We start from the raw sequence: 25,646 nt of genomic DNA on the forward strand, positions 1-25,646 counted from the left end.
TGGCGAGCTCGATAAATGGATCGCACAAGCAGCCACCAGCGAGCTCAAGAGCTTCGCCAACGGCGGGGGGGGGGGGGGGGGGGGGGGGGGGGGGGGGGGGGGGGGGGGGGGGGGGGGGGGGGGGGGGGGGGGGGGGGGGGGGGGGGGGGGGGGGGGGGGGGGGGGGGGGGGGGGGGGGGGGGGGGGGGGGGGGGGGGGGGGGGGGGGGGGGGGGGGGGGGGGGGGCCTGGCTGCTTGAGTATGACCGGGCAACCTATCCAACCCAAGCTACCAAGCTGCACCAAATGTGCGGAAGAACCCGATCAGGATGAGAGCGCGAGTCTCACCGCCGCCGCGCAAACGTGTCGATCCACCGCTCAGACAGACCGGCCGTGCGGAGAGATTCGCTTTTAAGTAGGTCGCTCGGTGTCGACGCGTCCGACGGGCTGGTCGATCACAGACCGACTACCACGACCCAGTCCAGGACGGGGTCTGTGCGAGCCGCCCCAGTCGTTCACACGTCCTGGCACCCGCCTAGAGTTCTGGTGCGACAAGAGGCGCGCCAGCCAGCTCCATCAGCCCAAACGCATCAGCGAGTTGGGGGCCGCGAATGCGTACGACCGCTCAGTCGATCTTGGAGTGCCCGCCGATCGGCGACGAGGTTGTCCAGGTGAAGCGGCTCTTCATCAGGCCGCTCTCCTTCCGCTAAGCGTCTTGCCAGCGCGCGTGTGCCGTCCACCACAAAGACGCCGCAATCATGATTGTTCCGCTGTTGCGCCATGCGGGCGGGCTGAAGGTTGGCGCCAAGGCGTTCGGCGAGCTGCCGCGCGCTAGCGACGTTAGAATTTTTCCCAGAGGAGTCGTAGTGATATGCAACTAAGTTCTCTCGATTGCGGCGATCGACGAGCAGTAGCGACCAGTGCTTGCCGTCGTCGGCCTTAACACCTTTGCCATCGTTCACCGGCAGGAGCAGGAAGTCGGCGGTATCGTTCTCATCCTCATCATAAAAGATTCCTTGCACGGCAAGCAGCAATTCGGCCGTGTTGTCGGTCAAGCGCAGCATTTGAGCTTGCACCGGCCGCAGCAGCCGGATCCGAGCAGCCAAATCCGGATGGTCCCTTTGCAGCTCCCGCTCCAGGAGCTTGTAATCCTCCTTGATATGCTCGTCAGTTAGCCAGTCGCGGCGGAGCAGCGGCGGAGCCCGCATCCGGACGCTTGATCCGGAGGCTTGGCCATCCGGCTGGTCCAGAGGGGCCAACGACTTTTCGTATCGGCTCGCTCGGAACGCATTGCACAGCCCGGATTTGAAACACCCCCACAGTCCACAGCCTTTGACATCCTTCGTCGGCATCGCGGACGTCGTAGCTCTCGTCGATGATGATTCTTCGCCATGCCCGGTGAAGCTATAGATGCCCGCCACGATTGGGTGGTGAGATTCAAGCCCATGCTCCGGGACGAGCGTTACACTAAGCCCGCTCGGATTTTTTGGGGTCGGCTCTCTTGTTTCTTGCCGCAACTTGGGTGTGTAAGGCCGACCATGGATGTAAAAATGTGCTCTCGAATGGAGCGGTGTCGTTGGTAAAAGTCCTTGCCTGCTCAGTGATCCGATCAAGGCATCGGGAGCTGACTGGCAACCATGCTCCCATCCCAAGCCGACGATGTGTGTGAAGTCCCTCGTGCATGGAAAGCTCTCCGCGGGCACGCTGGCTGGTATATCAACGGCGGGGGCAGACAACTTGGGTTGCGGATCCAAACGGCTCCCAGCGGCGCTAGCTTCAGCAGGCGCCGGTCGCTCAAGATGGCGGCACGTCGGTGAAGGCTCGGCCCTAGCGATCCGCGACGGCAACATTGGCGGCGTCCTCTNATCTGGATGGCGAGTCAGTGTCGCGGCGAGATCATGATTGCCGCGCAGATTGTCGCGCGCAAGAGTTTTGTTGAACTCCGTATTGCTTCACATATCGATGCTCCCGGGCGCGATCAGTTGCCTCATTTATTTTGCTCCTGGCCTGAGCTGAGGAGGAGGCCGGGCGCGGAGATGGCCGGGGTTTCGGAGCGCCCGGCCTCCTCCGCTGGCACCGCGCACGTCATTGGGGTGTTGTGACCTCATGCCCTGGCGGCATTTTTTCTGAAGCAAACAGCAGCGCATTCGCTTGCTCGCTGCGCCAGGATTTCAACCGACGTTGAAGGGTTCGAAGAAGCTTGTTCGGATAGTCCCCAGGATATTCCACCTGCAGGCGCGAGAGCAGTTCGCTGCCGGTCCGCCAAGGCTCGGCTTCAAACCATTTTCTCAAATCTGACGTTGCCCGGATAAGCGGATCGGGACGACGCCGGCCCCTTTTAGCCTTCACGATTGGCCGATCCGTCGGGCGCGTGGCGCCGTCCTTCCAGGCCGTTCGCAGGCTTGCCAGGAAGCGATCAATCGATTGTGATGCCGCAGCAGGATGGGCGGATGGTTGGATATCCGCGAGCGCCGCGAGGCGCTCCGCACGTCGCGGATGTCGCGCAACAACGTGACCGGATCGAGAGCGGTATAGATTTCCTGGAGATGGTGGCGGACCGCATCAGGCGTGCGGGCGTCCGCTGACAGGCGCTGGTGGGGTGTTGCCGGCGCGCTGTATGTCTTACGTACACGAGCACCGTCGCGCTGCTTGGCTAACAGTTTGAACGAAGGTTGGAAGAAGTTTACGAACAGCCGCGCTGACCGATAGAGTTCCGCCAGTAGCTTGGCCGCCTCCAGGCCTTCGAACCTACGATAGCCGACCATCCTGCGCACGACGGCGCCGTTCTTTTGCTCGACGAACGCCTGGTCATTCTTCCGGTAGGGACGGCAACGCGTGAAGACAATGTTGGCCGCCTCGCAGTAGGCCTTCAACGTCTCATTCATGAACACGGTGTCATTGTCCGTGTCGAAGCCGAGCAGCGCAAAAGGCAATTCCTTGCGCAATTCCGTCAGCACCGTGCTCACCAGCGTCTGTTCGCGCACGATCAGAGGTGCGCACTCTGTCCAGCCGGTAGCAATGTCGGTGAGCACGAGGGTCTGGATGAAGCTGCCGCGCGCAGATGGACCGCTATGCGCGACCAGGTCAGCCTCCACGAATCCTGGCGCCGGATCGTTCCAATCTGCCGAAGTCCGTATTGGAATACTGCGACGCAGGGAATGCCCCGCGTGCCGCCGGCGCTTGCGACCCAATTTTTCTCGAACCCGCACCAATGCGCGATCGATCGTCGCAGCGCTCATCGCCAAAAGTTTGGTGCGAATCTCAGGGGCAAGGTCTAGGTGCCCATACCGTTCCATCGCCTCAATCAGCGCGGGCATTAACGCTTTCAGTCGCTTCCCGCAGATGCGGTCTGACGCCTCCCAAAGCAGCACGAGTGCGGTGTGTTCTGCTTCATTATATATCCGACGTCGCGCCCGTCGGCCCGGGTGTACGCCTTCCTGGTTTCGAAGTAGACGCATCGCATGCTTCCGATGGAATCCGGTGATGTCGACGAACTCGTCCAATATCCGCGCCTTCTTCGCGCGATCCGACCGCCGATAGCGCACGCCTGCCGCCGCCGTCAGTTCCTTCCGCGTTGCCATGCTCAGCCACCCCATCTCCGCCCCTCGCTCGTTCCCGGTCCAGGGGAGCAATTTACGTGAGGCAATGGCTTAGGATCCGGTAACAATTAAGGCGAGGCAATGCGTCTTCCATCCTGATCGCCGCGCGACACGGGCTGCCTCAGCAGCGCGCCAATCTCGGTCTTCTCCAGGTAAACCGATCAGAGCTTTGGTCGTGTTCTTGCATGGGATTGATCGTCGCTCCGTACACCATCCGAGATGGACCGGCGAGCGCATGCCAATAAACCGCGCTAGCGAACTGATTGCGCTCAGGCGCTGATTACGAGTGGTGCCGCTGCAATGTCGATCTTGTTCAAGAGACCTCCGCACGACCTCCGGGAAGAGATCTTCGACGGTCATCCGATCGATGCGGCGTCGGCAACAAGCACTGGCGAAGTGCAACAACGAGGGCGATCTCCTGTCCGGGCCGAACAACACCTACATCGCAACCTTGGTCGAGCGTCATACCCGTTACGTGATGTTGGCCAAGGTGACAGGCAAGGACACCGAGACGGCCGCGCTCATCAAGCAGGCGAAGAAGCTACCAAAGGAGCTATAATCTCTGACCTGGGACCGGGGCAGGGAACTTACGGATCATCGTCGCTTTACGTTGGCGACCAAAATCGACGTCTATTTTTGCGATCCGCAAAGCCCGTGGCAACGCGGGTCGAATGAGAATACCAATGGCCTGCTGAGACAATACTTTCCTAAGGGCACGACAAGGTCAGGGTGTCGCGATAGCTGCCCTGAGTGTTCCATGAGAGGTTACGTTCCGCTACGACGTGCTCGAGCAGGAAGCGGCGGACCCAGGTGCCCAGAGGACTTCTGTCAGGCATGGCCATCCTTAGACTGTGAGTAGCGCGCGAAGCGCTGGCTGGCCTCCTGAAGCAGCTCAGGGGGCATACGCAGGCGGGCGCTGGGTGGATTTGATATGGACATGCCCTAGGTGGTGTGGACACTTATCGCATCCATAAGACGATGGCTGCGAGGGTGATGACGGCGAGGTAATTTCGAGCGGTTTTTTCGAAGCGAGTTGCGACGCGGCGGAATTGCTTGAACTTTGAGAAGCAGCATTCGACGAGATAGCGCTGGGCATAGAGATGTTTGTCGAACGGGTGTTTGAGCGCCCGTGACGGGTTGTTGGGGATGACGGCGAGCGCTCCTTTGGCGGCGATGGCTTGGCGCAAGTGATCGGCGTCATAGGCCGTATCGGCCATGACGACCTCGGCAGGCAATCCCTCGATCAATTCGGCGGCTTGCGGTGCATCGCCCCTCTGGCCTGCGGTGAGCCTAAANATCCTCCTTTTGGAGGGGGCGCGATGTCGGAACCAAGCCGGGCCGTTCGTCTTGAATCCGGCATCAGTAATGGAGTTTCCCGCGATGGCCCCCCGCGCTAACTGGAAAGGCTTCCTACGTCTTTCCCTCGTCACCTGTCCGGTAGCGCTCTATCCGGCCACGTCCGAATCCGAAAAGGTCTCGTTCAACCAGCTCAACCGGAAGACCGGCCACCGTATCAAATACGCGAAGGTCGACGCCGATACCGGAGAGGAGGTCGACAACGAGGACATCGTCAAGGGCTACAAAGTCGACACCGATACCTTCATCGAGGTGACGAAGGAGGAGCTTGAGAACGTGGCGCTGGAATCGACGCGAACTATCGAGATCGACGAGTTCGTCGACCGGAGCGAGATCGATCCTCGATATCTCATCCGCCCCTACTACCTGCGTCCCGATGGCAAGGTCGGGCACGACGCCTTCGCTGTCATCCGCGAGACCATCCGCGAGATGAACAAGGTTGCAATCGGTCGTGTGGTGTTGACCAATCGCGAGCACATCATCGCGCTGGAGCCGCTGGACAAGGGGCTGATGGGGACGCTGCTGCGTTATCCCTACGAAGTCCGCTCCGCGGATGAGTATTTCGACGATATCCAGGATGTCAAAGTCACCAAGGACATGCTCGACCTCGCCAAGCACATCGTCAATCAAAAGGCGGGTCACTTCGAGCCGGATAAGTTTGAAGATCAGTATGAAACCGCCCTCATTGATCTCATCAACCAGAAGCGCGCCGGCAAACCCATCACCGCAAAAGCGCGTCCGCGCGGTGAGAACGTGGTCGACCTGATGGACGCACTGCGCAAGAGCATCGGCGGAAGCGCGGCGGCAGCGACAGAGGCGAAGAAGCCGGCCAAGAAGGCGCGCAAGGCGGCGCCCGGCCAGAAGGAAATGCTAATGCCGATCGCCGGCAAGAAACCGGCCAAGGAGGCCGCGGCAAAGAAGTCGGCGGCCAGACCGCAGCGGAAGTCAGCCTAGCTATCGTGAAACATCCAGTGACGCCAGACGGGCGTTGCTTCGTCGTCCGCGGCAGGCTCGGATAGAAGCCCGGTCTCGACGAGGTCAAACGAGATGATCTCGTCGGTCAGCTGATGGGGGCCCCGGTGGGCGCTGCGCGACGCAGAGAAAGCGGCCGACCTGGAGGCGGAGGCAATGGCGCATAGGGTGGACAAGATCAAGCAGGCGCTCGGCGAGCGTAGTCCAGTATGGTGAGACGACGGCTCGGCGGATCTCAACCGGCACATGGCGAAGAACAAGCTTTATGCCGACTAACATGCAAAACTAGCTCGCTCCAACCGTGGAGGACTGTGGGTTGCCGAAAGCCGCTATTTTCGATCTGGACGGCACGCTTCTGGACTCGGTGGATCTACACGCGCTGGCATGGCAGGAAGCTCTGCTCAAGTTCGGCCACGAGGTAAGCTTCGAACGGGTGAGGGGCCAGATCGGCAAGGGAGGAGACAAACTGATTCCGGTCTTCCTGTCCGACGAAGAACAAGAAGACCGCGGCGAAGAACTGGAAGAATGGCGCGGCAGTCGCTTCAAGACCGAGTATCTGCCGCTTGTGCGTCCCTTCTCGGCCGTCCCGGACCTGCTGCAACGCGTGCGCGAGGCTGGACTTCAGGTCGCTGTTGCTTCCTCGGCCAAGAAGGATGAAGTCGATAAGTATCTCGATATCGCGGGCATCAGCGATCTGGTCGATCTAAAAACTTCTTCCGACGACGTGGAAGAATCCAAACCCGCACCGGACATCTTCGAGATCGTTCTCAAGAAGCTCAAGCTCGAAGGCACCGACGCCGTCGCTATCGGCGACACGCCGTACGATGCGGAAGCGGCGGGGAAGGCGGGAGTTCCCACGGTGGGCGTACTCTGCGGAGGCTTCACGGAGGACGAATTGCGGAAAGCCGGGTGCGCCGAGGTGTATCCGGGACCTGCTGCGCTTCTAGCCTGTTTCGAACGTTCTTTGTTGCGCAAGTAGCCAGTCGTCGCTCCTCAGATCTTCCGCCGTTGCTTAATACTCGGTCTGCGCCGCAAAATAGGAGCGATATGGCAGCGTTGACAAAAACTACCAAGCGATCGACGTTGAGCGCGGGCATTTTGGCCCACCGGAAGGGCGCTCGCGGGCTTGAGGTCCTGCTCGTTCACCCCGGCGGTCCGTTCTGGCGCAAGACGGATGGTGGCGCCTGGTCGATTCCGAAGGGCGAAATCGACGCCGCGGATGCTCCAGAGCAGGTCGCGCGGCGCGAGTTTGCCGAGGAGCTCGGCCACAGCGCTTCGATCGGTCCACTCCAACCGCTCGGGGAGATCCGACAGCGAGGAGGGAAGCGCGTCATCGCATTCGCCGGCGAAGGTCATTTTGACCCGGCTGCGCTGACCAGCAATACCTTCGATATCGAATGGCCGCCCCGAAGCGGTCGACGGCAGAGCTTTCCCGAAGTAGACCGCGCCGAATGGTTCGATGTCGAGTCCGCACGGACCAAGATGCTGTCCGCTCAAGTAGAACTTCTCGATCGTCTCTTGGCGATCGCGGCTGAGAGCGACGGAAAATGATGTTCAGGATTGGAATCATTTCGGACACGCACGGCCTGTTGAGGCCCGAGGCGGAACGAGGCCTGACGGGCGTCGATCACATCATTCATGCCGGCGACATCGGGCGCCCCGAGATCATCGACGCGCTTCGCCGGATCGCGCCTGTCACCGCCATTCGTGGAAACGTGGACAGTGGCGAGTGGGCTCGCGAATACCCCGACACGAACCTTGTGCGCCTGGCGGGAAAGTCGATCTACGTCCTGCACGACCTGAAGACGCTACAGGCCGATCCCGGCGCCGGCATCGACGTGATCATCTCCGGGCATTCCCACGTGCCAAAGATCGACTCGGTCGGTGACGTTCTCTATCTGAATCCCGGCAGTGCGGGACCCCGACGCTTCAAGTTGCCAGTCACGCTTGCGACGCTCGAAGTCACCCCTGAGGGCATGCGACCGGAGATCCACGACCTTGGAGGCGATTGAACGCAACGCCGAGGAGGTGAAGGCGTTCGTTCCGTTTGCCGTTTACGCCCGAAGGAAAGCGCTATTTGCGCAAACGTTCTCGTTCGCGCACGACATTCTTCGCTCGCTTGTCGGACCTGAGCCCGAGGTAGACAGGCTGGCGCAGTTCGCCGTTGCTCGTCCACTCAGCGAATTTGACCTCGGCAACCAGCGACGGCCTGACCCAGGTCGTGGCGGCCTCGTCCTTCACCTTTGCGGGAAAGGGTGATTTTTGGACCGTGAGCTTCACGAGCTTGGAATGGAGGTCTTCGAGGACCTTGTGGCTGAAGCCAGTGCCGACATGTCCGATGTAGCGCCATCCGTCGTCTTCCCGTACGGCGAGGACCAGGGCGCCGAAGAACGGCCTGGTGCGCCGGGGCGCCGTGAAGCCGGCGATCACCACTTCCTGGCGCTTTGCCGTCTTGATCTTCAGCCAATCCAGGGTTCGGTTTCCGGACGCATACGCGCTGTGGGCGCGCTTCGCCATGATGCCTTCGAGACCCCTCTGCTCGGCCTCGGCGAAGAATTTCGTGCCGTTCGCTTTACGGTGATGGCTGAAGGCGATCAGCTTGTTGCGCGGCAGAATCGCCTTCAGTCGCTTCTTGCGCTCGAGGAGGGGGTGTTTGCGCAAGTCCGCTGCGTTCTCGAACATGAGATCAAAAGCGCAATACAGGAGCTTCGCTTCATGGCGCAGCGCGTTTTGAAGCAGCTGGAAATGCGAGACGCCGTCCTTTCCGATCGCGACGAGCTCGCCGTCGATCACGGCGTCGCCCTTCACGCCCTCCAGCGCTTTGGCGACCTCAATATAGCTACGGCTGATGATCTTGCCGTTGCGGCTGTAGAGCGCAACCTTACCCCGCCGGATTTCCGCGATCATGCGGAAGCCGTCGTACTTGTCCTCGAAAACCCAGTCAGGGTCGTCGAACGGCGCGTCGGTAAGAGTAGCGAGCATCGGCTGCAGTCGCTTGGGCAGGATCGACGTCCGGCTCATTCGAGGCCATTCCTTAAGAGCGCGTTGCGAAATGCATGGACGTCCTTCAAGGATGAGGGAACGCTTCGAGACCGCGTCGTGTTCCGCAGGCGCCGCGGCGCGCGAGGTGAACGATTTCGGTAAGGGCGGATCAGACTGATGGCCAGAAAATTGAAGACCTATCAGACCTCGCTGGGCTTTTTCGATCAGGCGATCGCCGCGCCATCCATGAAGGCAGCTCTGGAGGCGTGGGGCGCCGACAGTAATCTCTTCCACCAGGGCGCGGCAAAGGAGAGTCACGATCCGGACGTCGTCGCCGCGACCATGGCAAAGCCCGGCGTCGTTCTGAGGCGCCCGGTCGGAACCGACCGACCCTTCAGCGAACATGCCGAGCTGCACAACGATCTCGGCGGTACCGGGCCAACGAAAGCCGCCCGCAAGTCGAAAGGTCCTGGGCCGAAAGGGCCTTCGTCTCGCCCCGTCGACAACGCGGGGAACGAAAGGCCGCTCTCGCCTATGAACGAGAGCAGAAGCGCCGAGCGTGAACGGGCGAAGGAAGAGGCCATCAGGCAGAAGGACCGTGAACGGCGTCAGGAGGCATCGACAAGGCGCAGGCTGCGTTGGACAAGGCCGAGCAGGAGCACGGGAAACGGGCCGCGGCCATCCAGGCTGAGGTCGAGGCTCTCGAGAAGAGATTGCAAACTGAAAAAGCCCGCTGGGATAAGGAGAAGGAGCGATTGGAAGCTGCGCTGCGGCGCGCGCGAGGTTAGTCTTTGGCCGTACCCACGGGTGCAGGCAAGCGGTCCCCTTCAAGCGTTCATCGTTCGGAATCTAGCAGGCGTGCTGCGGCTTGGTTCAGTGCGGCCCGGTCACGTCGGTCCACAGGAGTGAGCTCCATGACTGCCTGATGTAGCTCGGCCGGAATCGTCAGCTGACTTTCCAAGGGCTTGTTGGCCCACTGCCAGAAGCGATCGAATGCATCCATCACAGGTCCTCCCGCAGGCCCCGGAAGAACGGGTGCCGGACCTTTCCCTCGGCCGACTTCGCGCGATATTCGATCTCGGCCAGAAGCTTAGGTTCAACCCAGATGCCCTTGTGGCCGATCCGCTTCGCATAGGGCTGAGTCTTTCGGATGAGGGGTTTAAGCCGCTTCTGCAGATCAGCCACCGAGACTTTGTCGAAGCCGTGGTCGACTTTGCCGGCATAGACCAGATCATCGCCTTTGCGCCGGCCGACATAGAGCCCGTCCCACTTCGTACCGTCGAGTGCAAAACCGGCAATGGTCAGCGTCTCCCGCTGCGCGCAGGTCTTCTTGACCCAGTCGTTCGTGCGTCCCGTCGGATAGGCGCTGCCCCGGACTTTTGAGATGACGCCTTCGAGGCCGAGCTTGCAGGCATGCGCGAATATCTCGCGGCCGTCTATCTCGAAACTTTCGCTGAACTGGATGTCGGTGCCGCCCAGGATCTTCTTAAGTTCGGCCTTGCGCTGAAAGAGCGGTAGCTTCCGGAGATCGCGGCCGTTCAGATAGAGCAGATCGAACGCCACGAGCATGATGCTCGTCGACTTGCCCTTGAGCTCGTTCTGCAGGACCGAGAAGTCGGTCGTGCCGTCGGCGGCCGGTACCACCACCTCGCCGTCCACCACGGCCGAGCTCGCCTTGATCCGCCAGGCGTCATGGGCGACTTTCTTGAAGCGATGCGTCCAATCGTGGCCGCGCCGAGTGAAGATCTTTGACGCCTCGTTGGCTAGATGGACCTGAACACGGTAGCCGTCGAACTTGATTTCGTGAATCCAGCGCTCTCCGGACGGCACCTTCTCGATCGAGGTGGCCAAGGCCGGTTCGATGAAGCCGGGGAAGGGCGCCTTGACGCCGATGCCCGCCGGTTTTTGACGCTGAAACGCCACTGAAGAACTCCACGCTACAGCCGATTCAAATTGGCACAGTTCGAATCGTTCCGGAACCGCCGAATCCTTGTTGCGTTGCCTCGACGCCACGAACAGGAGGTATCCATGGCGACAGCGAAGAAGTCGAAGACGGCGCGCGGGACCAAGCAGGATCGGGCACGGGTGGCCGGCGGCCAGGACTACGAAGTTCGGTACGAGGCGAAGAAGACAGGAAAGTCGGCGCGGGCGGTGAAAAAGGCTGTCAAAAAGGTCGGCAATGCGCGGAAGCGGGTGGAAAAGCGGCTAGGCCGCTGAGTAGGAGACGGGGTGGCGTCGAAGCTTAGCGCCGGTCCTCCTCGTCTGGGGGGCATTCTGGGCAGGTATCACCAATCGAGTCCAGCACGTTGCGAACCGCGGCCGCCGCTGCATCGGGGGACACGTCTGCTGGCGGGTCTCGACGGGCGATGTCGAAGGCCCGCTCTCGCGCATGCGGATCGGCGCGGTCCTGCATCCAACCGTGCTCCTCGCACTCGCGGATGGCGCCTACTTCCTGGAGAACGTGGATCGCCCATCCGCGCAGCGTCCGTGTTGTCGGCCTTCGTTCACTGGTCATCAGCATTGAAATGGACTCCGAATACGACGAATCGCGTGACCCGTCGTTTGTTCCGGCTGCTAGGACAATGCTGGGATTCCCAGTCAGCAGAGGAGAACGTCTTTTCATCGTCGAGCAGCATCAGCACACCAGAGAATTCGTGCTGTTTGTTAATTGTCAACAATCAGCAATTACCGGGGCCGCGCTTGAGTATTTATCTCAGCGTCCGTCTACGTCACGCTCTGCGCCATGCTGCCTTGCCGGGGATCACCCTTTCCGGCTGGATCATAGGCAAGCTGCTGTCCGGCGCGGTATTGATCGAAGCGGTCTTTGGCCGTCAAGGGTTGGGCGGCGTCCTTGTCGCAGCCACCTCCACACGCGATGTCCCCGTCGTGTCAGGAGTGATTTTGGTTTCAGCTGCGCTGTTTGTCGCTGCCAGCTTGATCGTGGATCTCACGGTGCAGCTCATCGATCCCAGGATGAAAGAGGCATGAGTTTCGCCACGAGCTCCGCCGGACATGAAAAGCGTTCATAATTGCAAGAGTGCTGACGGGTGCCCGTAGGTTTCCGGTTCTGGTCTATCTCGCGGCTTTCTTCATCGCGTTCTTCGTCATCGCAGCGGTTGAACCGAAGCTGCTTCAGACGCATGATCCGTTGGCGCTGAGCTTGATGTCACCTCTCAAGCCCCCCTCAATGGCGCATTGGCTGGGAACGGACCAGTCCGGACGGGATCTCTATTCCCGCATCGTGGCGGGGACGGGTCAGTCTCTCTCGATTGGGCTGGGTGCGACTGCGCTAAGCCTGTCCATCGCGCTCATACTCGGCGTGACGGCGGGCCTGTCCGGCGGCTGGATCGACAATGTGCTCAGCCGGCTGTTCGACGCCCTGTTCGCTCTCCCCACTCTGTTCCTTGCGCTTCTCTTCGTTTCGTTGTTGGGCACCTCGGTCTCGACGCTGATTATCGCCGTCGGCCTTGGAACATCGCCAGGATATGCACGCATGGTGAGGGTGCAGGTTCTGAGGGTCAAAGCGACCGGTTATGTTGAGGCGGCAAGGGCGCTAGGCCACTCGCCTAGGGGCATCCTGTTCAAGCATATCCTGCCCAACGCGATCAGCCCACTTGCGACAATGTTTACGCTCGGTATCGGGCAAGCCATCATTTGGGCATCCGGCCTTTCGTTTCTCGGCTTGGGAGTTGCGCCGCCCTCATCGGAATGGGGCGCACTGCTCAATGCCGGGCGCAACTATGTGATCTATGCATGGTGGCTCGAGGTCATGCCCGGGATCGCCATCGCTACCTTCGCGTTCTCAGTGACTGTCATCGGCCAGTACGTGCAGCAACGCCTGGAAGGAAGGATCGAGCTTCCATGAACGTGACCTATCCCGCAGCCTCCTTCCGGCAAAATGCCACAAAGCCCCCGGCTAGCGACCCCGTTGCTCACCGTACAAAACCTCAACGTTTCCTTCGGGCCGGCGCATTCGCGGCGAGCTGTGGTCAAGGGGGTCTCTTTCACGGTTGAGGAAGGCCGGTGCGTCGCGATCGTCGGTGAATCGGGATCAGGCAAAAGCGTTACCGCCCGGACGCTGGTTGGTCTGACCGGGGCGCGTTCTCATGTCCAAGCTGACCGCCTGACTTTTCAGAGAAAGAATATCGATCGCCTCGGTGACAAGGAATGGAGAGCGCTACGCGGCAAGCACATCGGCTTCGTGTTACAGGACGCGCTGGTGTCGCTCGATCCGCTAAGACCGGTTGGCATGGAGATCGGTGAAGCGCTGCTTGTTCACCGTGCAATCAGGACACGTGCAGACTTGACGGAACGGATGGTTGAGCTTCTGAAGCTCGTGGGCGTGCCCGAGCCGGCGGTCAAGGCGCGGCAGCTTCCACATGAGCTTTCAGGCGGGCAACGGCAAAGAGCCTTGATTGCGACGGCAATCGCGCTCGATCCAGCTCTTTTGATCGCAGATGAGCCCACGACCGCGCTGGATGTCACCATCCAGGCGCAGATCCTGGATCTGCTCAGCGAAACCCGCGAGCGCGGCAAGGCCATGATCCTCATCAGCCACAATCTTGCCGTGGTATCGCAGATGGCCGACGAAGTTATCGTGATGCGGCACGGCGAAATCGTCGAGCATGGCTCATCAGAACAGATTTTTGGCGACCCGAGACATGATTACACGCGGGGCCTCCTCAAGGCGATCCCATCCGTCCGGTCACGCGGGAGCCGTCTTTCGTCCTCGACGGCGCCGCGCTTCATCTCGGCTGAAGGAGAAGAGACCAGAGGGCCGACCCAATCGGATATCGCGCAGCGTAGTAGGCCGCTGCTTGAGGCGGAACGGCTCGTCAAGCGCTTTCGCGGACCGGATGGCAAGCTGCGTACCGTCGTCAATGACGTCTCGTTTCGCCTCGGCTATGGAGAGACGCTTGGCATCGTCGGCGAGTCAGGGTCTGGGAAGACGACGGTGGCGCGCATGGCGCTCGCGCTCGAAATGCCTGATGAAGGAGAGGTGACACTCGAGGGCGCGCCGTGGACGTCAGCGACAGAGAAGGAGCGCCGAAGCCGGCGCTCGGATATTTCGGTGATCTACCAGGACCCACTCAGTTCATTCGATCCGCGCTGGACCATAGAGCGGGTCATTGAAGATGCTTTGGTAACACGCCGCGGAAACTCTTTCCTGGACAGAGGCAGTCGACCATCCGAGGTCAGCGAGTTGCTCGATCTTGTGGGGCTGTCACCAAGCTTCAGGACCAGGCGCCCACTCGAACTGTCGGGCGGTCAACGCCAGCGGGTTGCAATCGCCCGCGCGATTGCCCCGCGCCCCAGGATCATCGTGTGTGACGAGCCGGTCGCGGCACTTGATGTGTCCATCCAGGCTCAAATTCTCGATCTGCTTGGCGACCTCAAGTCTCATTTGGGCGTCAGCTATCTCTTCATCTCGCACGATCTCGGCGTGGTGCATCATCTGAGCGACCGAGTTCTTGTCATGAATCATGGCGTGGCCGTCGAAGCTGGCGGAGCAGACGACGTATTTCTGCGGCCTCGGCAACCCTATACGAGGAAGCTGGTCGCGGCCGTTCCACAATTGCGCTTCCAGGCGGCGTAAAGTCCACAAGGCCAACCGTTCCGTCGTCTGTCAGCGCTAGCCTGAGCGCGCGGGCCAAGCGCTGTGGAGGGCAGCTAGGTCGAACCGCGACTCGATCGTGTGTGCATACGGGCAGCAGAAACCCGACCGCCTGGTCCGACAATGCAAATGCCCTCCTTAGAGGGCTCTACTAGCAAGGCGTCAATCCACAAGATGCGTCGACCCATCAGCGCACCGGGGCAGGTGGGTCTGGCGTAGTTTGGGCGACTCACGTTACCCATCATTCCCGACGACCTCACTGCACAATGGGAATGAAATGGTTGCAGCAACCCGTGAACTGCCGGCTTCTGGTTACGCACTTGAAGTGGATGGCCGGCTCAAGGCCGAATTTGCAACCAGAGACGGCGCCAGGGCAGGTGGAGAAGAACTCAAGAAGCGTTTTCCCATGCTTCAAATCAGGATCTATGACGCGCAGACGCATGCGCGCGAGGACATCTAGATCCGCGGACGGCGTAATTTTCTGCTTCGCGCGTGCGGCTTCCGCCCACCGGGCTCTCCTGAACCGAGCCGCTTCGCGTCTCGGCCGCCGTGCGGCGTCGATCCCTCGCGCAAGGAGATGCAGAGCTCCTCGCCGGGGGCACTCAGAATAGGGGCTCGCCTCTCGGCGATCGCTATCACTGCCCCGTTCCCGGGTGCCGCTATTGAACCGGTCTCGTCGCTGCACTCGGACCCGCGTGCCCCTTCGGGTCGCTATGCTCACGCTCTCCGGGTGCCATTTTGCGAGGCGATGCGCCCTTGGCGCACGCCTGGTCGGCCTGCGGCCCAAAAGCACCTCAACGCCAAGCCCAGAAGAATGGAACGGAAGGCGGAGCGCGCCGCAGATTTGGCATTCTGTCATTTGTGTGCGACGCCGCCCTCGCAAATCACAGTACCACTAGCACCGTTCCTTATCCCGCAGCCGTTTAGGGGCGTCGTGCTGCTGAACGCGACAGTCATCAATTGTCGCGATTGTTGCATCCCGGTGACAGACTCTAGACGCGCCGAGTTTTAAGGTGCACCGATTGGCTCGCAAAACCCTTGGTAGCGATGCCGTCAAGGCGCCGGCGCTGAGGGATTAAGCGCCGCCGGATGATTTTCAGACTGTTTTTCAGCTTGGCCTGCCGGCAACGGTTGGCTGGCAAAAGGTGATGTTTGCATGAGATTGCAGCACCTCATTTTGGGGGTCGCGTGTCTGTCGCTTACAGGCTGTGGCACGTATATTCCAAGCCAACGGGATTGGCCGAAGTCCAGCTCGCGCGAAGTCGAGGATATGAACTCCGCGCTCATCCGCAGCATCGTTTGCGAGTTGAGCTATGCAGTGACTTTGACTGTCAAAGAGGATCTGGCCCAAGCGCGGGAGAGAGCCAACCACCGCGCATATAGTCGCTTCCTTGCCGGCTGGGGGGTCGAAGTTGCAACCGACTTGACCGTCTCAGAGAATTCGACGGTGAATCCGACCGGCCTCTGGGAGCCAGTATCCCCGCTCTCGCCGGTGTTCACGCTCGGGGGCGGGATCAGCGGCGGCGCCGTGGCGACGAACGAGAACAACTTCAACGTCTTCTATCCGATCGCAGCGCTCTACAAGCCAACCCTGTTCCAGCGCAACAGCATGGAGCGCCCCTGTCGCGACCCGTCTGGAAACAAGGAAGGCTCGCCACTGGTCGACATCGATTTGAAGATTCTGCCGCTGCTGGAGTCCCGCATTCAGATCGTCAAGCTCGGTCTGGCCAGCGACCCCAACAGCGTCGCGTTGATCAAGGACGAGAAGAACGTCCTGACTCAGACCGTGTCGATCAAGGAGACGGTTTCGGGTGACATCACGCCCAGTTGGAAGTTTACCACCGGCACAGTGAATCCGTCGGGGAACCTGTTCAGCACAGGCCGCGAACGCACGCATCAGATCGTCTTTACATTTGGTCCGCTGGCAAAGGGCGGCGGCGCTCTGACGCCGCTCGCGCAGGCGTTTCACATCAATCAGCAGCTCAAAGCCGGACTTCGCGGTACTCGCATAACGCCGTAAGAGGAGGGAAACAGTGAAAGCCTCGCGCAAGACGACCGGTCAATCGGCAAAGCAAAAGAAGGCCAAGGCGAAAAAGGCTAGTTTGAGCGCACCTGCAACGGATGCACCTGCAGACATTGCTGCAGCGGATGGCGATAACCGGCGCAACGTGCGCTCGCTCATTACTGGCCTGGACGTTCCGTCACTGCACAGTGACGACGTCACCGACATTCTGCTGCACTGCGCGTCGGTATTGAACTTGCGAAACGCCATCGACAACCCAAGTGCTTCATTGGCTCAGTCTTCAGCCCGCTATTGCTACACCAAGTCGGGAGATGATCCCACGGTGAGCATCTATAGCGGAGGCTTCAAGGTCGGAGAGACTTCGGAGGTGAACGCCAAGGCAAGCGGAATACCGCCCTGCGGGGGCTAGTGCGTTTGTGGCGCAAAGATCGCAGCATCTTTCGCCGATATTGCATCAGGATTGCGATACGTCTGCGCGGCGTCAACGCGCGAACGCCTGAGGCTCGTTGACGCCGCTTGCGGAGCGCAGATTGATCCTACGATAGAAAGCTCATACAGCTCGTTTGGCATTTCCATCTCGCGGGTGCGGGAGCCATCTTGCGTCCCCGGCGCCGTGGAAGGTTCACCGCGTATCGGTGCGCGCAGCCGCGCGCGATGAGGGAGTTGTTGACTCGGTCACGCATCGCGCGGATGCGCGCATCATTCGACCATGGCAAGGTGGGGCGTCGGCGGCTTGAAAGCGATCGTGCCGCTTGACGCGGCATCTACATTGCGTAAAAATCTAGCATAAGTTGCGTTTCCGGTTTTTCACGTCAATCCTTTAAGTTGCGCGTATGTTTGCCCGTCTCAGAGGTCTTCGACCGCACACCTCCCTATGCTGCGTCCGCCGGACTCCCCGGCTCAATAAAGCTGTGGAAGCTCCGCGATACCGGCGGGCGGGCCGTCTTGCTGTCGTGGCGCGTGCCGGCGGAATCAACGAACATGCGAAAAGGAAAATTCGAGCGGCGCCATGTCCGCGGGCCCGATATCCATGGCTGCGTCCTGATTCGAAGGTAGGCCCGATGATCGACGGTCGTTCGCCTGGCAGCCACCTTCAACTTGCGCTGTTCTCAGGGGCTGAACACGGACCGAAAACCCGCCGGGCCCGCCTTTGGATCGTCGCGGCCGAGACGCCGATCGCCATTTCGGAACGCCACCACTATGCGTTTGTGAACTCGATGGACGGAACGTCTGTCGTCGATCAGTCCGATCTGCTTCTTCTAAGAAATCGCAGCGGCGCGTTCCTGCTATTCGGGCCGGCGCAGGGAAGCCATCTCCTCAAGGATATCGCGGCGTTCTCCGCCAGTTTGCCGGAGCGAATTGCATCGTCGTCACGAACGGGCGTGACGGAGATGATGGTGATTTCGTCGCGTCCCGCCCGATGGCGAGATGCCTCGAGAGCCGAGCTTAGGATGGAGAACGCCAGGTCGAACCTGGAAGAAATCCTGTTCAGGCTCGAGCAGTACGCATCAAAGCCTGCGCGACTATCGACTCTCGGCACGTGGGCGATCCGGCTGGGCTCGGAAATCCATCCCATGGTGCGCGCACTTTTCCATCGCATCTATGCGGACGCGCTGGCTCAAGCGTACCGACAATCGGGTGGAGATGATTGGCGGCTGCAAGCGCGGCTCAACTACCGGCTTGCACAGCTGAATTCGCAAAACGCCGGCCTGTTTCACTACTTTCGGACCGCGCACGACACCGGTGAAAGCGTGCTCGCTGGCGAACAGCTCGACCTTCCCGGCCTCGAAGACGGCAGGGGGCGGCGGGCTTCTTCAATCGGTTTTTCGGTCGAGCGCGTCTGCGGCTTTGCCATCGAGCTCGATCAGGTCGACGGACCGGCCGTGCTTGCGCGAGGTTCGTCGGCGACGGTTTATCGCCACTACGGATCGGTGCAAATCACGGACCAGACACTGGTCAAGGCGCTGGCCGGCTTGCAGTCGCCAAGCCGGCGTCTCGTCGCATCCACCCGTTTCGTTGGAACGCAGCTGGCTGTCACCACAGGCGTCGTCGACGAAATCCGCGCTCTCTTGCGTATCGACGATCAGACCGAGCCGCGAGGCCAAGTCGAAGCCATTCAGGCCTCGTCAGACACCATTGCGTTCGAGCCGCCATGGATTGTTCGTCCAGCTGATTTCGTGACATTCATCGGTCGTGCCGAGGCGCGACGGCACCACGATTTGAGCGTGCGCGCGGTCATGGCGGACGGTTTTGACCTGCATCTGAGCATACGGCTCGACGCCAAAAATTCGGCGGCCGAGCGACATCTTTGAGCACATTGATACTGTACGGCGGGGGTAAATGCTGAAAAGATTACAGGTCATCGGGCCGTCCGGAGGGCGGCTGGAGTTCATCGATCTCGAAGAGAGCGAGGGCTTCGGCATCTTCCATCCAAACGAGGGGGCCATGAGTGCTGCGCGTACCAGTCTCCTTGCGGCCGTCGAGCGGCTGTGTGATGCGACATATGACTGGGAATATCGCGGTCAAGACGAGCGCGACAAAGTGCTCAATGATTTACGCGAGCACGGGGCCAAGTTGCTCACCGCCCTGGCAGGCGCTCGACCGCGCGAAGAGTTGATCGCTATTCTGTCGCGTGCCCGCCATTTGACGGCCCTGTCCGACCACCACCTGCCATGGGAGTTCCTATATCTGGGGGACGTCGATAAACCCGCCTCGGTTCGCGATTTTTTCGGGTCCAATGCGGTCGTGGGCAAGCACTTCGAAAAGAGATCCAACAAGCGGTCGTCTCCGTCAACTCTGTCAGCGGATCGGGGACCGCTGACGCGTTTGCCGAACGACGTCGCAGTCGAGTTCAGATATGCGGAAGATTCGCGTTTGCCTTCGGCGACCTCCGGAGCAGAGCGGGCCATTTTCGAAAGGCTCGGGGTGAACATCATCAACCTGCCGGCGCTGTCCGACACCAAGGCTTCCCGTGACCAGCTGCATCATTTTATGGGCGCATCCGAACACCTGACGCACTTCAATTGTCACGCCGATCCCGAAATTCCAGCGGAATCGGAAGGCGCAATTTTCGTGACAAGGGTCTTCAAGATCGACAAGCGGAGCATTGCCGAGCTTGACCTCAACGAGAGTTCGATCATCGTGCTGAATTGTTGCAGCAGCCATACGATGCGACACGATGTTCAGGAGACGGTGGCGAGCGAGTTCAGGAACAAGCGCGTCGAGGCTGTGGTGGCCACGACGGGAAACATCGAAGACGCATATGGCACGCGATGGGCGGGCCATTTTTATCGAGCATTGTGCGGCGGGCAGACCGCCGCGCAGTCGATCTTGACGGCACGGCACGCGATGCTGGAGGAGACGCATCCCAACCTTTCAGCCCTGTTGTATGCTTACATTGGCCGGCCGAGCGCGGCCCTCCGGACCAGATTGGTGGCGTGATGAAAACCTTCTCCTCTAAACCGGCCGAGGTCACCAAGAAATGGGTCTTGATCGATGCCAAGGGTCTGGTGGTCGGCCGGCTCGCAACGATCGTCGCGATGCGGCTGCGCGGCAAGCATTTGCCTACATACACGCCGAATGTCGATTGCGGCGACAACATCATCATCGTCAACGCTGCGCACGCGGTGCTCACCGGTCGCAAGCTCGAGCAGAAGACCTATCACAAGCACACCGGCTATGTCGGCCACGTCAAGGAGCAGACCGCCCGACAGATCCTGGAGGGGCGCCATCCAGAGCGCGTGCTCGAAAAGGCGATTGAGCGCATGATCCCGCGCGGGCCCCTGGGCCGCGTCCAAATGGGCAATTTGCGAGTTTATGCCGGGCCTGCGCATCCTCATGAGGCCCAGCAGCCGGAGAAGCTCGAAATCGCGGCAATGAACAGAAAGAATGCCACGGCGCTTCGGAAAGAAGTGAGAAGTAATGTCGGGAAAGACGACATTAACCAGGCCCGCGGGCGGGGCGGGGCGGAAACCAGATCGAAACCAACCTTCGCCAAGATTCTTGACCATATCAGGACGGAGAAGGGAGGCCTTCGGGATCCCTCGTTTTTCCGCCTCAAGCAGCTCACCGAAGTGGTCCGAGCGATGAATGTGAGTGAGATCAATCGCCAAATTCAGGGGCTTATCCTCGAATTGGACAACCCCGATACCACGCGCGTCGAGAACGCGCTGCTCGAACTCGGGTTGCTGATCCCGCGGCTCGATCTCGGCCGCTGTCTGAAAGATGCGGAACTTCGCAAGACATTGTTCCCGATCCCGGATCGGTTGATGACCGCTCTGACCGAGAACCTTTCGGTGGCGGAGGCGGCGAAAAGAGCCGCCTTGGCGCTGGTCGCAGCGCTATATCCGGATCACTATAGGGATACGACCCTGGACGAGAAGCGAGCGCTGGCCGATCTCGAGCGGGTTTTCGTGCTGAACCGTGTGTCCTCATTTTTCACCATCAACACGGAGGTGGGGAAGGAAGCGACCGTGATCGACGCGCGCCTGTGGGATCGCGTTCCTTTCCTGTTGAATGGCATTCGTCCGAAGCTCGCCGGCAAGGACGGCTGGAAACTGCAAGGCAATCTGGCGGTTGACGGCATCGTCGGAGCCAAAGCACTGAGTGTCCATGCCGTGGACGACAAGAACCTGCTCGACGGGCAACTCGCCGGGGTGCAGGTGAAGCTGGCCGGGGACGAGAAATCCGCGGTCCACGGCAAGGTCATCCTGAATTTCAGGAATGGCGAGCGTACATATTCGCGCGAGGTGTTCGACTACGAGTCGTTGTTCCCACCGACGTTCAGCTCTCGGGAAGATCAACAAAGGCGTCATCACCGATGAACGCAAAGGGGGCACCCGGTCCCTTTCCTCTGAACTTCAGAGGCTCCGTCGGTGCCACATCAACGATGGCGCCGTCCTTGTAGGTGACCTCGCGCAGCGTGAGGCCGAAGATCAGCTGGCTTCCGGCCAGGAACGCATAGCTTCCGTTGTCCTCGCGCTTCAGCTCCATCTTCGCCTTGGCCGTCAACTCCTCCACGGCTTTTGCGGACAGCTCGACATGCTTGTTCGACTTGTCGGCGACCGTAATCCGAATTCCTCTCGCCCGCCACACCTTGCTGACCACGAAGAAGCGACGATCGGCATAGCCTTGCGCAGGTTCGGCCCTTGCTTCGTTCATCCGAGCCAACACAGCGTCGAAATTTGTCAGCTCCTTGTTGGCCGGCGCAATGATCGCGAGCTGAATGGTGTCTGCATTGCTCGATGAAAAGGCGCTGGAGAAAGACCCGCTGCCCAAACCGAGCGCCTGCAGCACTCTGCCCATCACCGAGGCCGCGACACCGGCCCGCAGGACGCTGCTGGCCTTGAAGTGGAAGGATTTGAAGCCTGGATCGGTGGCGACCTCCAGGCTCAGTTGAAGATTGAAGACCTCTCGCCAGGAGCCAAGCCTGGCGCCGCTTTGCTGGTCCGCAATGATCAGATCGCCGGGCGCGATGTTGTCGCGCGGCGGCAATATCAAATTGATGCCCTCGGCCAGGAGAGCCGCCATCAACTCGTCGCCAGTGTCTCGGGAGCAATTCATGATCGTGCCTCAAAAAACGCTTTGAAAAAAAAGATACTCAACCTCACATTACAGAAATTCATCTATATCTGTAAAGATTGCAGTGCGCTGGGCCGGCTTTCCGGCAGCATCGGCAGTTGCAGACATCCAGCCGCCCCGGAAGCATCGCTCGAGATGCTCGTCGCGGGTGTGGCCGTGTTGTTCGGCCACGTCAGCTCAAGTCAGCTCGTCTCCGATCTCGTCGAGGGCACGCGAGAAGACACATAACATTTGAAATTGCGGGCGCCTACCTCCTGCGGCGTCTCGCCCGTCAGCTGGCGGATGGGAATGTCGGAGCCTTTGCCGTGCAGCTAGCCTACCCCAACGCATCGCCAGATATCGTACACCGAGCGCCATCACTTGCGCCCGGTCGTCGCCTAGGTCCTTCCACATTCCATCTTAGTGTTGCCTTTCGCGTGCCTGCCGGCCTGTTCGTAACGGCTCAGAACCCGCATAGGCTCGAGGATTCCGCAACCTTGTCCATGAGCTCGACGGAGGCCTCCGCGTATGTCTTGCTGGTCATAAGCGGCAGGGCGTCGCCGTCGAGATCGCGGCGCGCCCACCATTTAGCCTGATAGACGGGGACAACAAAGGAGGTTGGCTTGCGATTGCGATGCAACTATCGGTAAGTAGTACGACACGTTGGTCGGGCGTGGGGGAAAGAATGTCGCGTTTCGTCGTGGTAGCTGCCAGTCTGCTTTCGCTGGCGGCGGCAATCTGTTGCGGCGCGCTGAGGGCCCAGCAAGCTGGGGCGCCGGCCAACGCAGCGGCGCAAGCGAGCCAAACACCTGCCGCCGAGCAACAGCGTACCGATCAGGCGATTCAAAAGCCGGGAGCGCCGGCCGGTCCGGCAGCCCAGGCGGGCGCTGCAGCAGCAAGCGACCCGCAGAAACAATGCGTCAAGCCCAACGAGTTTGCGATCGAGCTGCGATCCGGCCGCAATCCTGTCGGCGCCTCCATCGTTCTTGCAACGAACTTCCTGCCAACGAACCAGCGTGTCGCTGTGGGCGTACGTGCTCCCTTTGAGGAGGGCGTCCGCTACTTTGCGGGCATCGACTACGGGGACGAGACCTATCTGTTCAAGCGGCAAGATGCCGTAACCCACCGCGCGACGGAGTCCGACCCGCTGGTGCAGAAGCACCTGCTGGAGCCCGATCAGACCATTGTCACGCTCAACATGGCCGACAATCTCGCCTGGTTTTGGAGCCGGGTCGATCTGTACCTCTACACCTGCAACAGCCCGATAGGCCAATCGCCTTGGCGGGTTTCCTCTGTGAGCGTACGTCTCAGTCCGTACTGGTTCAGTATCTTCGCGGTTATTGCCGAGGTCCTGATCCTCTACCTCTGGATCGCGTTGGCGCTTCGCAAGCAGGATCACACATTCGCATCGTTTCTTGCGGCACTGAACCCCGCCAAGGTTTCTGCCGGACCTGACGGCAAGGGCAGTCTCTCGACGTTTCAGACGCTCGCCTTCTCGCTGGCGGTGGCCGCTCTCATTTCGCTGCTGCTGCTGCAGACGGGCACGCTGGTCGATCTGTCCGGATCGATCCTGACGCTGCTCGGCATCAGCGGCATCGGGGCGACGATTGCGAAAGGAACGGATAGCCAGCGCAACACGCTGTCCGCCGACAACCGGGCGTGGCTGCTGAGACATGGCTGGATTCCAATGGCCAAGACCGTCGTGGATCCCGCGAACGCGACGTGGCGCGACTTCTTCACGACCGACGGCGTGTTCGACGTGTACCGGTACCAGAGCTTCATCTTTGGACTGGTCGTGATCGGTGGCCTGATCGCGGCTGGCGTCAACCAGCTCTCGACCTTCGTTGTTCCGAACACGATCCTGGGTATCGTTGGCCTCAGCCAAGTCGTCTATATTGGCGGCAAGCTGGTCACTCCCACCAACATTTCCGATCTCAACGCCGCGATCGTGGGGCTTCGGACGGAAGAGCAAAAGCTCAAGGCCGCCGCTGTCGCGAAACAGCAGGGTCAGGTGGCCAGTCTTGCCGAGGCCATCCAGTTGGTCGGGCAGGAGGCATATGAGGCGTACCGGCAGAAGGCTCGAGATGTCGCCGCCATCTTCACGGACGCGACCGGGCTCGCCGTCCGAGAGGCGTCGATCGAGCCGATTGTCACCTGAGGGGCCGACATGACGAAAAACATCCTGGTGTTCGCCGATGGGACCGGAAATGAGGGCGGTCTGTTGCCGGATGAGAGCCGCACCAACGTCTACAAGCTCTATCGGGCGACGCGGACAGGTCCGGATTGCATCATCGATCCGAAGCAGCAATTGGCGCTGTATGTCCCCGGGATCGGAACACCGGCGCCCGGACACAGCAGTGGTTGGAGCCGTCTCAAGGAAACGGTCCAGCAGATGTTCGGGTTCGGCATCACGAAGAAGATCATCGATTGTTACGTTGCCCTCATCGGGGTGTGGGAGCCGGGAGACCGTATCTACCTTTTCGGCTTCAGCCGTGGGGCCTATACGGCCAGGTGCCTGTCGCACGTGCTCGAGGTCTGCGGAATTCCCCGGAGCGAGCCGAATGGCAATTCCTTAAGTCTCGATCCGAAGTCGTTGCGGCGCGTCGCCAAGGAGGCCGTCGCCTGCGTCTACTGGCTCGGGATGCCGCGGGACGGCGTGGAGATCGAGAAGAGGACAGGGCAATTCCGCGTCTCCTACAAGTCGGAAATTGGACGCGTTACGGGAGCGTCGGCTTATTTCATCGGAATCTGGGATGCCGTTGCCGCGATCGGATGGCAACGCTTCTTTCCCGATTGGGCCTACGACCGGCACTTTGCCTCGGACGTCCAGTACGCGCGGCATTTGCAGTCGATCGACGAAGGCCGGAACGACTTCAAGCGAGTGCCTTGGGGCGGCAGCGGGACCGTGAAGTGGCCGGACCGGCAGGGCGAGCCGGAGCAATTCGATCAGATCTGGTTCGCTGGCAATCATGCGGATATCGGCGGCAGCTATCCTGAGAACGAGTCCCGCTTGTCGGATATCACGCTTGCCTGGATGGTTGAATTCATCACCGAGAAGATACCCGAAGCAGGCCGGGTATTTGTCGACAAGAGCATACTGCGGTTATACCCGTCCGCCGACGGCATGATGCATGACGAATGCATGGTCGGGATGGGCGGGACCTCACTGCACTGGTCGAAGGCGGTTCGCAACGTTCCGGACACGGCCCAGCTTCATGAAACGGTGTACGAGCGCCTCGCGATGAAGTCGGTGCGCAATTACACGAGTTTCGGTCCGTATCGTCCGGTTGCCCTGCAGGGGCATCAGAAGGCGAAAGCATTCTTTGCGCCGGCTTCAGATGGAAACGAGCTCTCGCAGGCTGACGGGCAGTCTTCTTCAAACACGATGCCTCCTTGAACTGACCGTGTCGCGAGGCACGAGCTGCAGCGCAGTGGTCAAGTTTGTGCAAGGCGTACCCGGTCTCGCCTGTCGCCGTGTCCAGATGTGCATGGCAGCCGCGCAACGCGGTGGTTCTCCGCGTGCTCAGTTTTTTGTTTCAACGCAGCAAGCAACTGTAGCAAGT

General features: G+C 60.6%; 22 protein-coding genes and 5 pseudogenes. 19 read left to right on the forward strand and 8 right to left on the reverse strand.

The window, feature by feature from the left end:
* Positions 1-568: 568 nt before the first annotated feature.
* Positions 569-1,330, reverse strand: coding sequence for a Ulp1 family isopeptidase (locus WN73_RS07135; protein ID WP_271552167.1), 762 nt, complete (start codon positions 1,328-1,330; stop codon positions 569-571).
* 733 nt (positions 1,331-2,063) lie between these two features.
* A pseudogene (locus tag WN73_RS07140) lies at positions 2,064-3,574 on the reverse strand (ISNCY-like element ISBj12 family transposase).
* Positions 3,575-3,983: 409 nt separating this feature from the next.
* Between WN73_RS07140 and WN73_RS07145 the strand changes: the two are divergent.
* Positions 3,984-4,304 (forward strand): annotated as a pseudogene (locus WN73_RS07145) (IS30 family transposase); the annotation flags it as partial.
* Positions 4,305-4,536: 232 nt separating this feature from the next.
* Here the strand turns inward: WN73_RS07145 and WN73_RS07150 are convergent.
* Positions 4,537-4,872, reverse strand: a pseudogene (locus WN73_RS07150) (IS5 family transposase); the annotation flags it as partial.
* Between the two features lie 85 nt (positions 4,873-4,957).
* On the opposite strand from WN73_RS07150, the gene ku reads away from it, so the two are divergent.
* From ku to WN73_RS07170, 4 genes are all read left to right on the forward strand, one after another.
* Positions 4,958-5,887 (forward strand): non-homologous end joining protein Ku, encoded by a 930-nt coding sequence (gene ku / locus WN73_RS07155; protein WP_271552467.1) that lies wholly within the window; start codon positions 4,958-4,960, stop codon positions 5,885-5,887.
* A 334-nt stretch (positions 5,888-6,221) separates the two neighbouring features.
* Positions 6,222-6,884 (forward strand): HAD family hydrolase, encoded by a 663-nt coding sequence (locus tag WN73_RS07160; RefSeq protein ID WP_271552168.1) that lies wholly within the window; start codon positions 6,222-6,224, stop codon positions 6,882-6,884.
* 68 nt (positions 6,885-6,952) lie between these two features.
* Positions 6,953-7,456 (forward strand): NUDIX domain-containing protein, encoded by a 504-nt coding sequence (locus WN73_RS07165; protein WP_271552169.1) that lies wholly within the window; start codon positions 6,953-6,955, stop codon positions 7,454-7,456.
* Positions 7,453-7,917, forward strand: coding sequence for a metallophosphoesterase family protein (locus tag WN73_RS07170; RefSeq protein ID WP_271552170.1), 465 nt, complete (start codon positions 7,453-7,455; stop codon positions 7,915-7,917). The genes WN73_RS07165 and WN73_RS07170 overlap by 4 nt, the downstream gene beginning before the upstream one ends.
* A 61-nt stretch (positions 7,918-7,978) precedes the next feature.
* Here the strand turns inward: WN73_RS07170 and ligD (WN73_RS07175) are convergent, their stop codons facing one another.
* Positions 7,979-8,926: a non-homologous end-joining DNA ligase gene (ligD, locus tag WN73_RS07175; protein ID WP_271552171.1), complete on the reverse strand. Its 948-nt coding sequence runs from the start codon at positions 8,924-8,926 to the stop codon at positions 7,979-7,981.
* Between the two features lie 138 nt (positions 8,927-9,064).
* Here ligD (WN73_RS07175) and WN73_RS44520 point away from each other — a divergent pair.
* A pseudogene (locus tag WN73_RS44520) lies at positions 9,065-9,675 on the forward strand (cell envelope biogenesis protein TolA).
* Between the two features lie 47 nt (positions 9,676-9,722).
* Here WN73_RS44520 and WN73_RS07185 read toward each other — a convergent pair.
* A complete protein-coding gene (locus tag WN73_RS07185) occupies positions 9,723-9,890 on the reverse strand; it encodes a hypothetical protein (protein ID WP_271552172.1) in 168 nt (55 codons plus the stop codon).
* Positions 9,890-10,810 (reverse strand): non-homologous end-joining DNA ligase, encoded by a 921-nt coding sequence (ligD, locus tag WN73_RS07190; protein WP_271552469.1) that lies wholly within the window; start codon positions 10,808-10,810, stop codon positions 9,890-9,892. The genes WN73_RS07185 and ligD (WN73_RS07190) overlap by 1 nt, the downstream gene beginning before the upstream one ends.
* Positions 10,811-10,915: 105 nt before the next feature.
* Between ligD (WN73_RS07190) and WN73_RS07195 the strand changes: the two genes are divergently transcribed.
* On the forward strand, positions 10,916-11,104 hold the full coding sequence (locus tag WN73_RS07195; RefSeq protein WP_271552173.1) for a DUF3606 domain-containing protein: 189 nt from the start codon (positions 10,916-10,918) through the stop codon (positions 11,102-11,104).
* Positions 11,105-11,129: 25 nt separating this feature from the next.
* Here the strand turns inward: WN73_RS07195 and WN73_RS07200 are convergent, their stop codons facing one another.
* Positions 11,130-11,408, reverse strand: a complete 279-nt coding sequence (locus tag WN73_RS07200; protein WP_271552174.1) for a hypothetical protein — start codon at positions 11,406-11,408, stop codon at positions 11,130-11,132.
* Positions 11,409-11,437: 29 nt separating this feature from the next.
* Here WN73_RS07200 and WN73_RS07205 point away from each other — a divergent pair, with 29 nt between their 5' ends.
* The 9 genes and pseudogenes from WN73_RS07205 to rplM form a co-directional block, all read left to right on the forward strand.
* Positions 11,438-11,875: an ABC transporter permease subunit gene (locus tag WN73_RS07205; RefSeq protein WP_271552175.1), complete on the forward strand. Its 438-nt coding sequence runs from the start codon at positions 11,438-11,440 to the stop codon at positions 11,873-11,875.
* 49 nt (positions 11,876-11,924) lie between these two features.
* Entirely contained in the window at positions 11,925-12,752 is an 828-nt protein-coding gene (locus tag WN73_RS07210) for an ABC transporter permease (protein ID WP_271552176.1), read from the forward strand.
* A 63-nt stretch (positions 12,753-12,815) separates the two neighbouring features.
* Complete coding sequence (locus tag WN73_RS07215) at positions 12,816-14,483, forward strand: ABC transporter ATP-binding protein (protein WP_333937951.1); 1,668 nt, start codon at positions 12,816-12,818, stop codon at positions 14,481-14,483.
* A 295-nt stretch (positions 14,484-14,778) separates the two neighbouring features.
* Positions 14,779-14,961, forward strand: a complete 183-nt coding sequence (locus WN73_RS07220) for a hypothetical protein (protein ID WP_271552178.1) — start codon at positions 14,779-14,781, stop codon at positions 14,959-14,961.
* A gap of 810 nt (positions 14,962-15,771) precedes the next feature.
* Positions 15,772-16,521 carry a hypothetical protein gene (locus WN73_RS07225; RefSeq protein ID WP_271552179.1) on the forward strand — a complete coding sequence of 250 codons (750 nt, stop codon included), beginning with the start codon at positions 15,772-15,774 and terminating at the stop codon, positions 16,519-16,521.
* A gap of 13 nt (positions 16,522-16,534) precedes the next feature.
* Positions 16,535-16,933: a hypothetical protein gene (locus WN73_RS07230; RefSeq protein ID WP_271552180.1), complete on the forward strand. Its 399-nt coding sequence runs from the start codon at positions 16,535-16,537 to the stop codon at positions 16,931-16,933.
* A gap of 652 nt (positions 16,934-17,585) precedes the next feature.
* Positions 17,586-18,836, forward strand: coding sequence for a hypothetical protein (locus WN73_RS07235; RefSeq protein ID WP_271552181.1), 1,251 nt, complete (start codon positions 17,586-17,588; stop codon positions 18,834-18,836).
* Between the two features lie 28 nt (positions 18,837-18,864).
* A complete protein-coding gene (locus tag WN73_RS07240) occupies positions 18,865-19,965 on the forward strand; it encodes a CHAT domain-containing protein (RefSeq protein ID WP_271552182.1) in 1,101 nt (366 codons plus the stop codon).
* Positions 19,965-20,423: pseudogene (gene rplM / locus WN73_RS07245) on the forward strand (50S ribosomal protein L13); the annotation flags it as partial. The gene WN73_RS07240 and the pseudogene rplM, both read left to right, overlap by 1 nt.
* 883 nt (positions 20,424-21,306) lie before the next feature.
* Here rplM and WN73_RS07250 read toward each other — a convergent pair.
* A complete protein-coding gene (locus tag WN73_RS07250; protein WP_271552183.1) occupies positions 21,307-22,053 on the reverse strand; it encodes a gasdermin in 747 nt (248 codons plus the stop codon).
* A gap of 54 nt (positions 22,054-22,107) precedes the next feature.
* On the opposite strand from WN73_RS07250, the gene WN73_RS07255 reads away from it, so the two are divergent.
* The 3 genes from WN73_RS07255 (at position 22,108) to WN73_RS07265 (ending at position 25,480) form a co-directional block, all read left to right on the forward strand.
* On the forward strand, positions 22,108-22,332 hold the full coding sequence (locus tag WN73_RS07255; protein WP_271552184.1) for a hypothetical protein: 225 nt from the start codon (positions 22,108-22,110) through the stop codon (positions 22,330-22,332).
* A gap of 436 nt (positions 22,333-22,768) precedes the next feature.
* Positions 22,769-24,241 (forward strand): hypothetical protein, encoded by a 1,473-nt coding sequence (locus WN73_RS07260; protein ID WP_271552185.1) that lies wholly within the window; start codon positions 22,769-22,771, stop codon positions 24,239-24,241.
* 9 nt (positions 24,242-24,250) lie between these two features.
* Positions 24,251-25,480: a phospholipase effector Tle1 domain-containing protein gene (locus tag WN73_RS07265; protein WP_271552186.1), complete on the forward strand. Its 1,230-nt coding sequence runs from the start codon at positions 24,251-24,253 to the stop codon at positions 25,478-25,480.
* Positions 25,481-25,646 lie beyond the last annotated feature (166 nt).

It is taken from the genome of Bradyrhizobium sp. CCBAU 45394, assembly GCF_028128655.1.
Lineage (GTDB): Bacteria > Pseudomonadota > Alphaproteobacteria > Rhizobiales > Xanthobacteraceae > Bradyrhizobium > Bradyrhizobium diazoefficiens.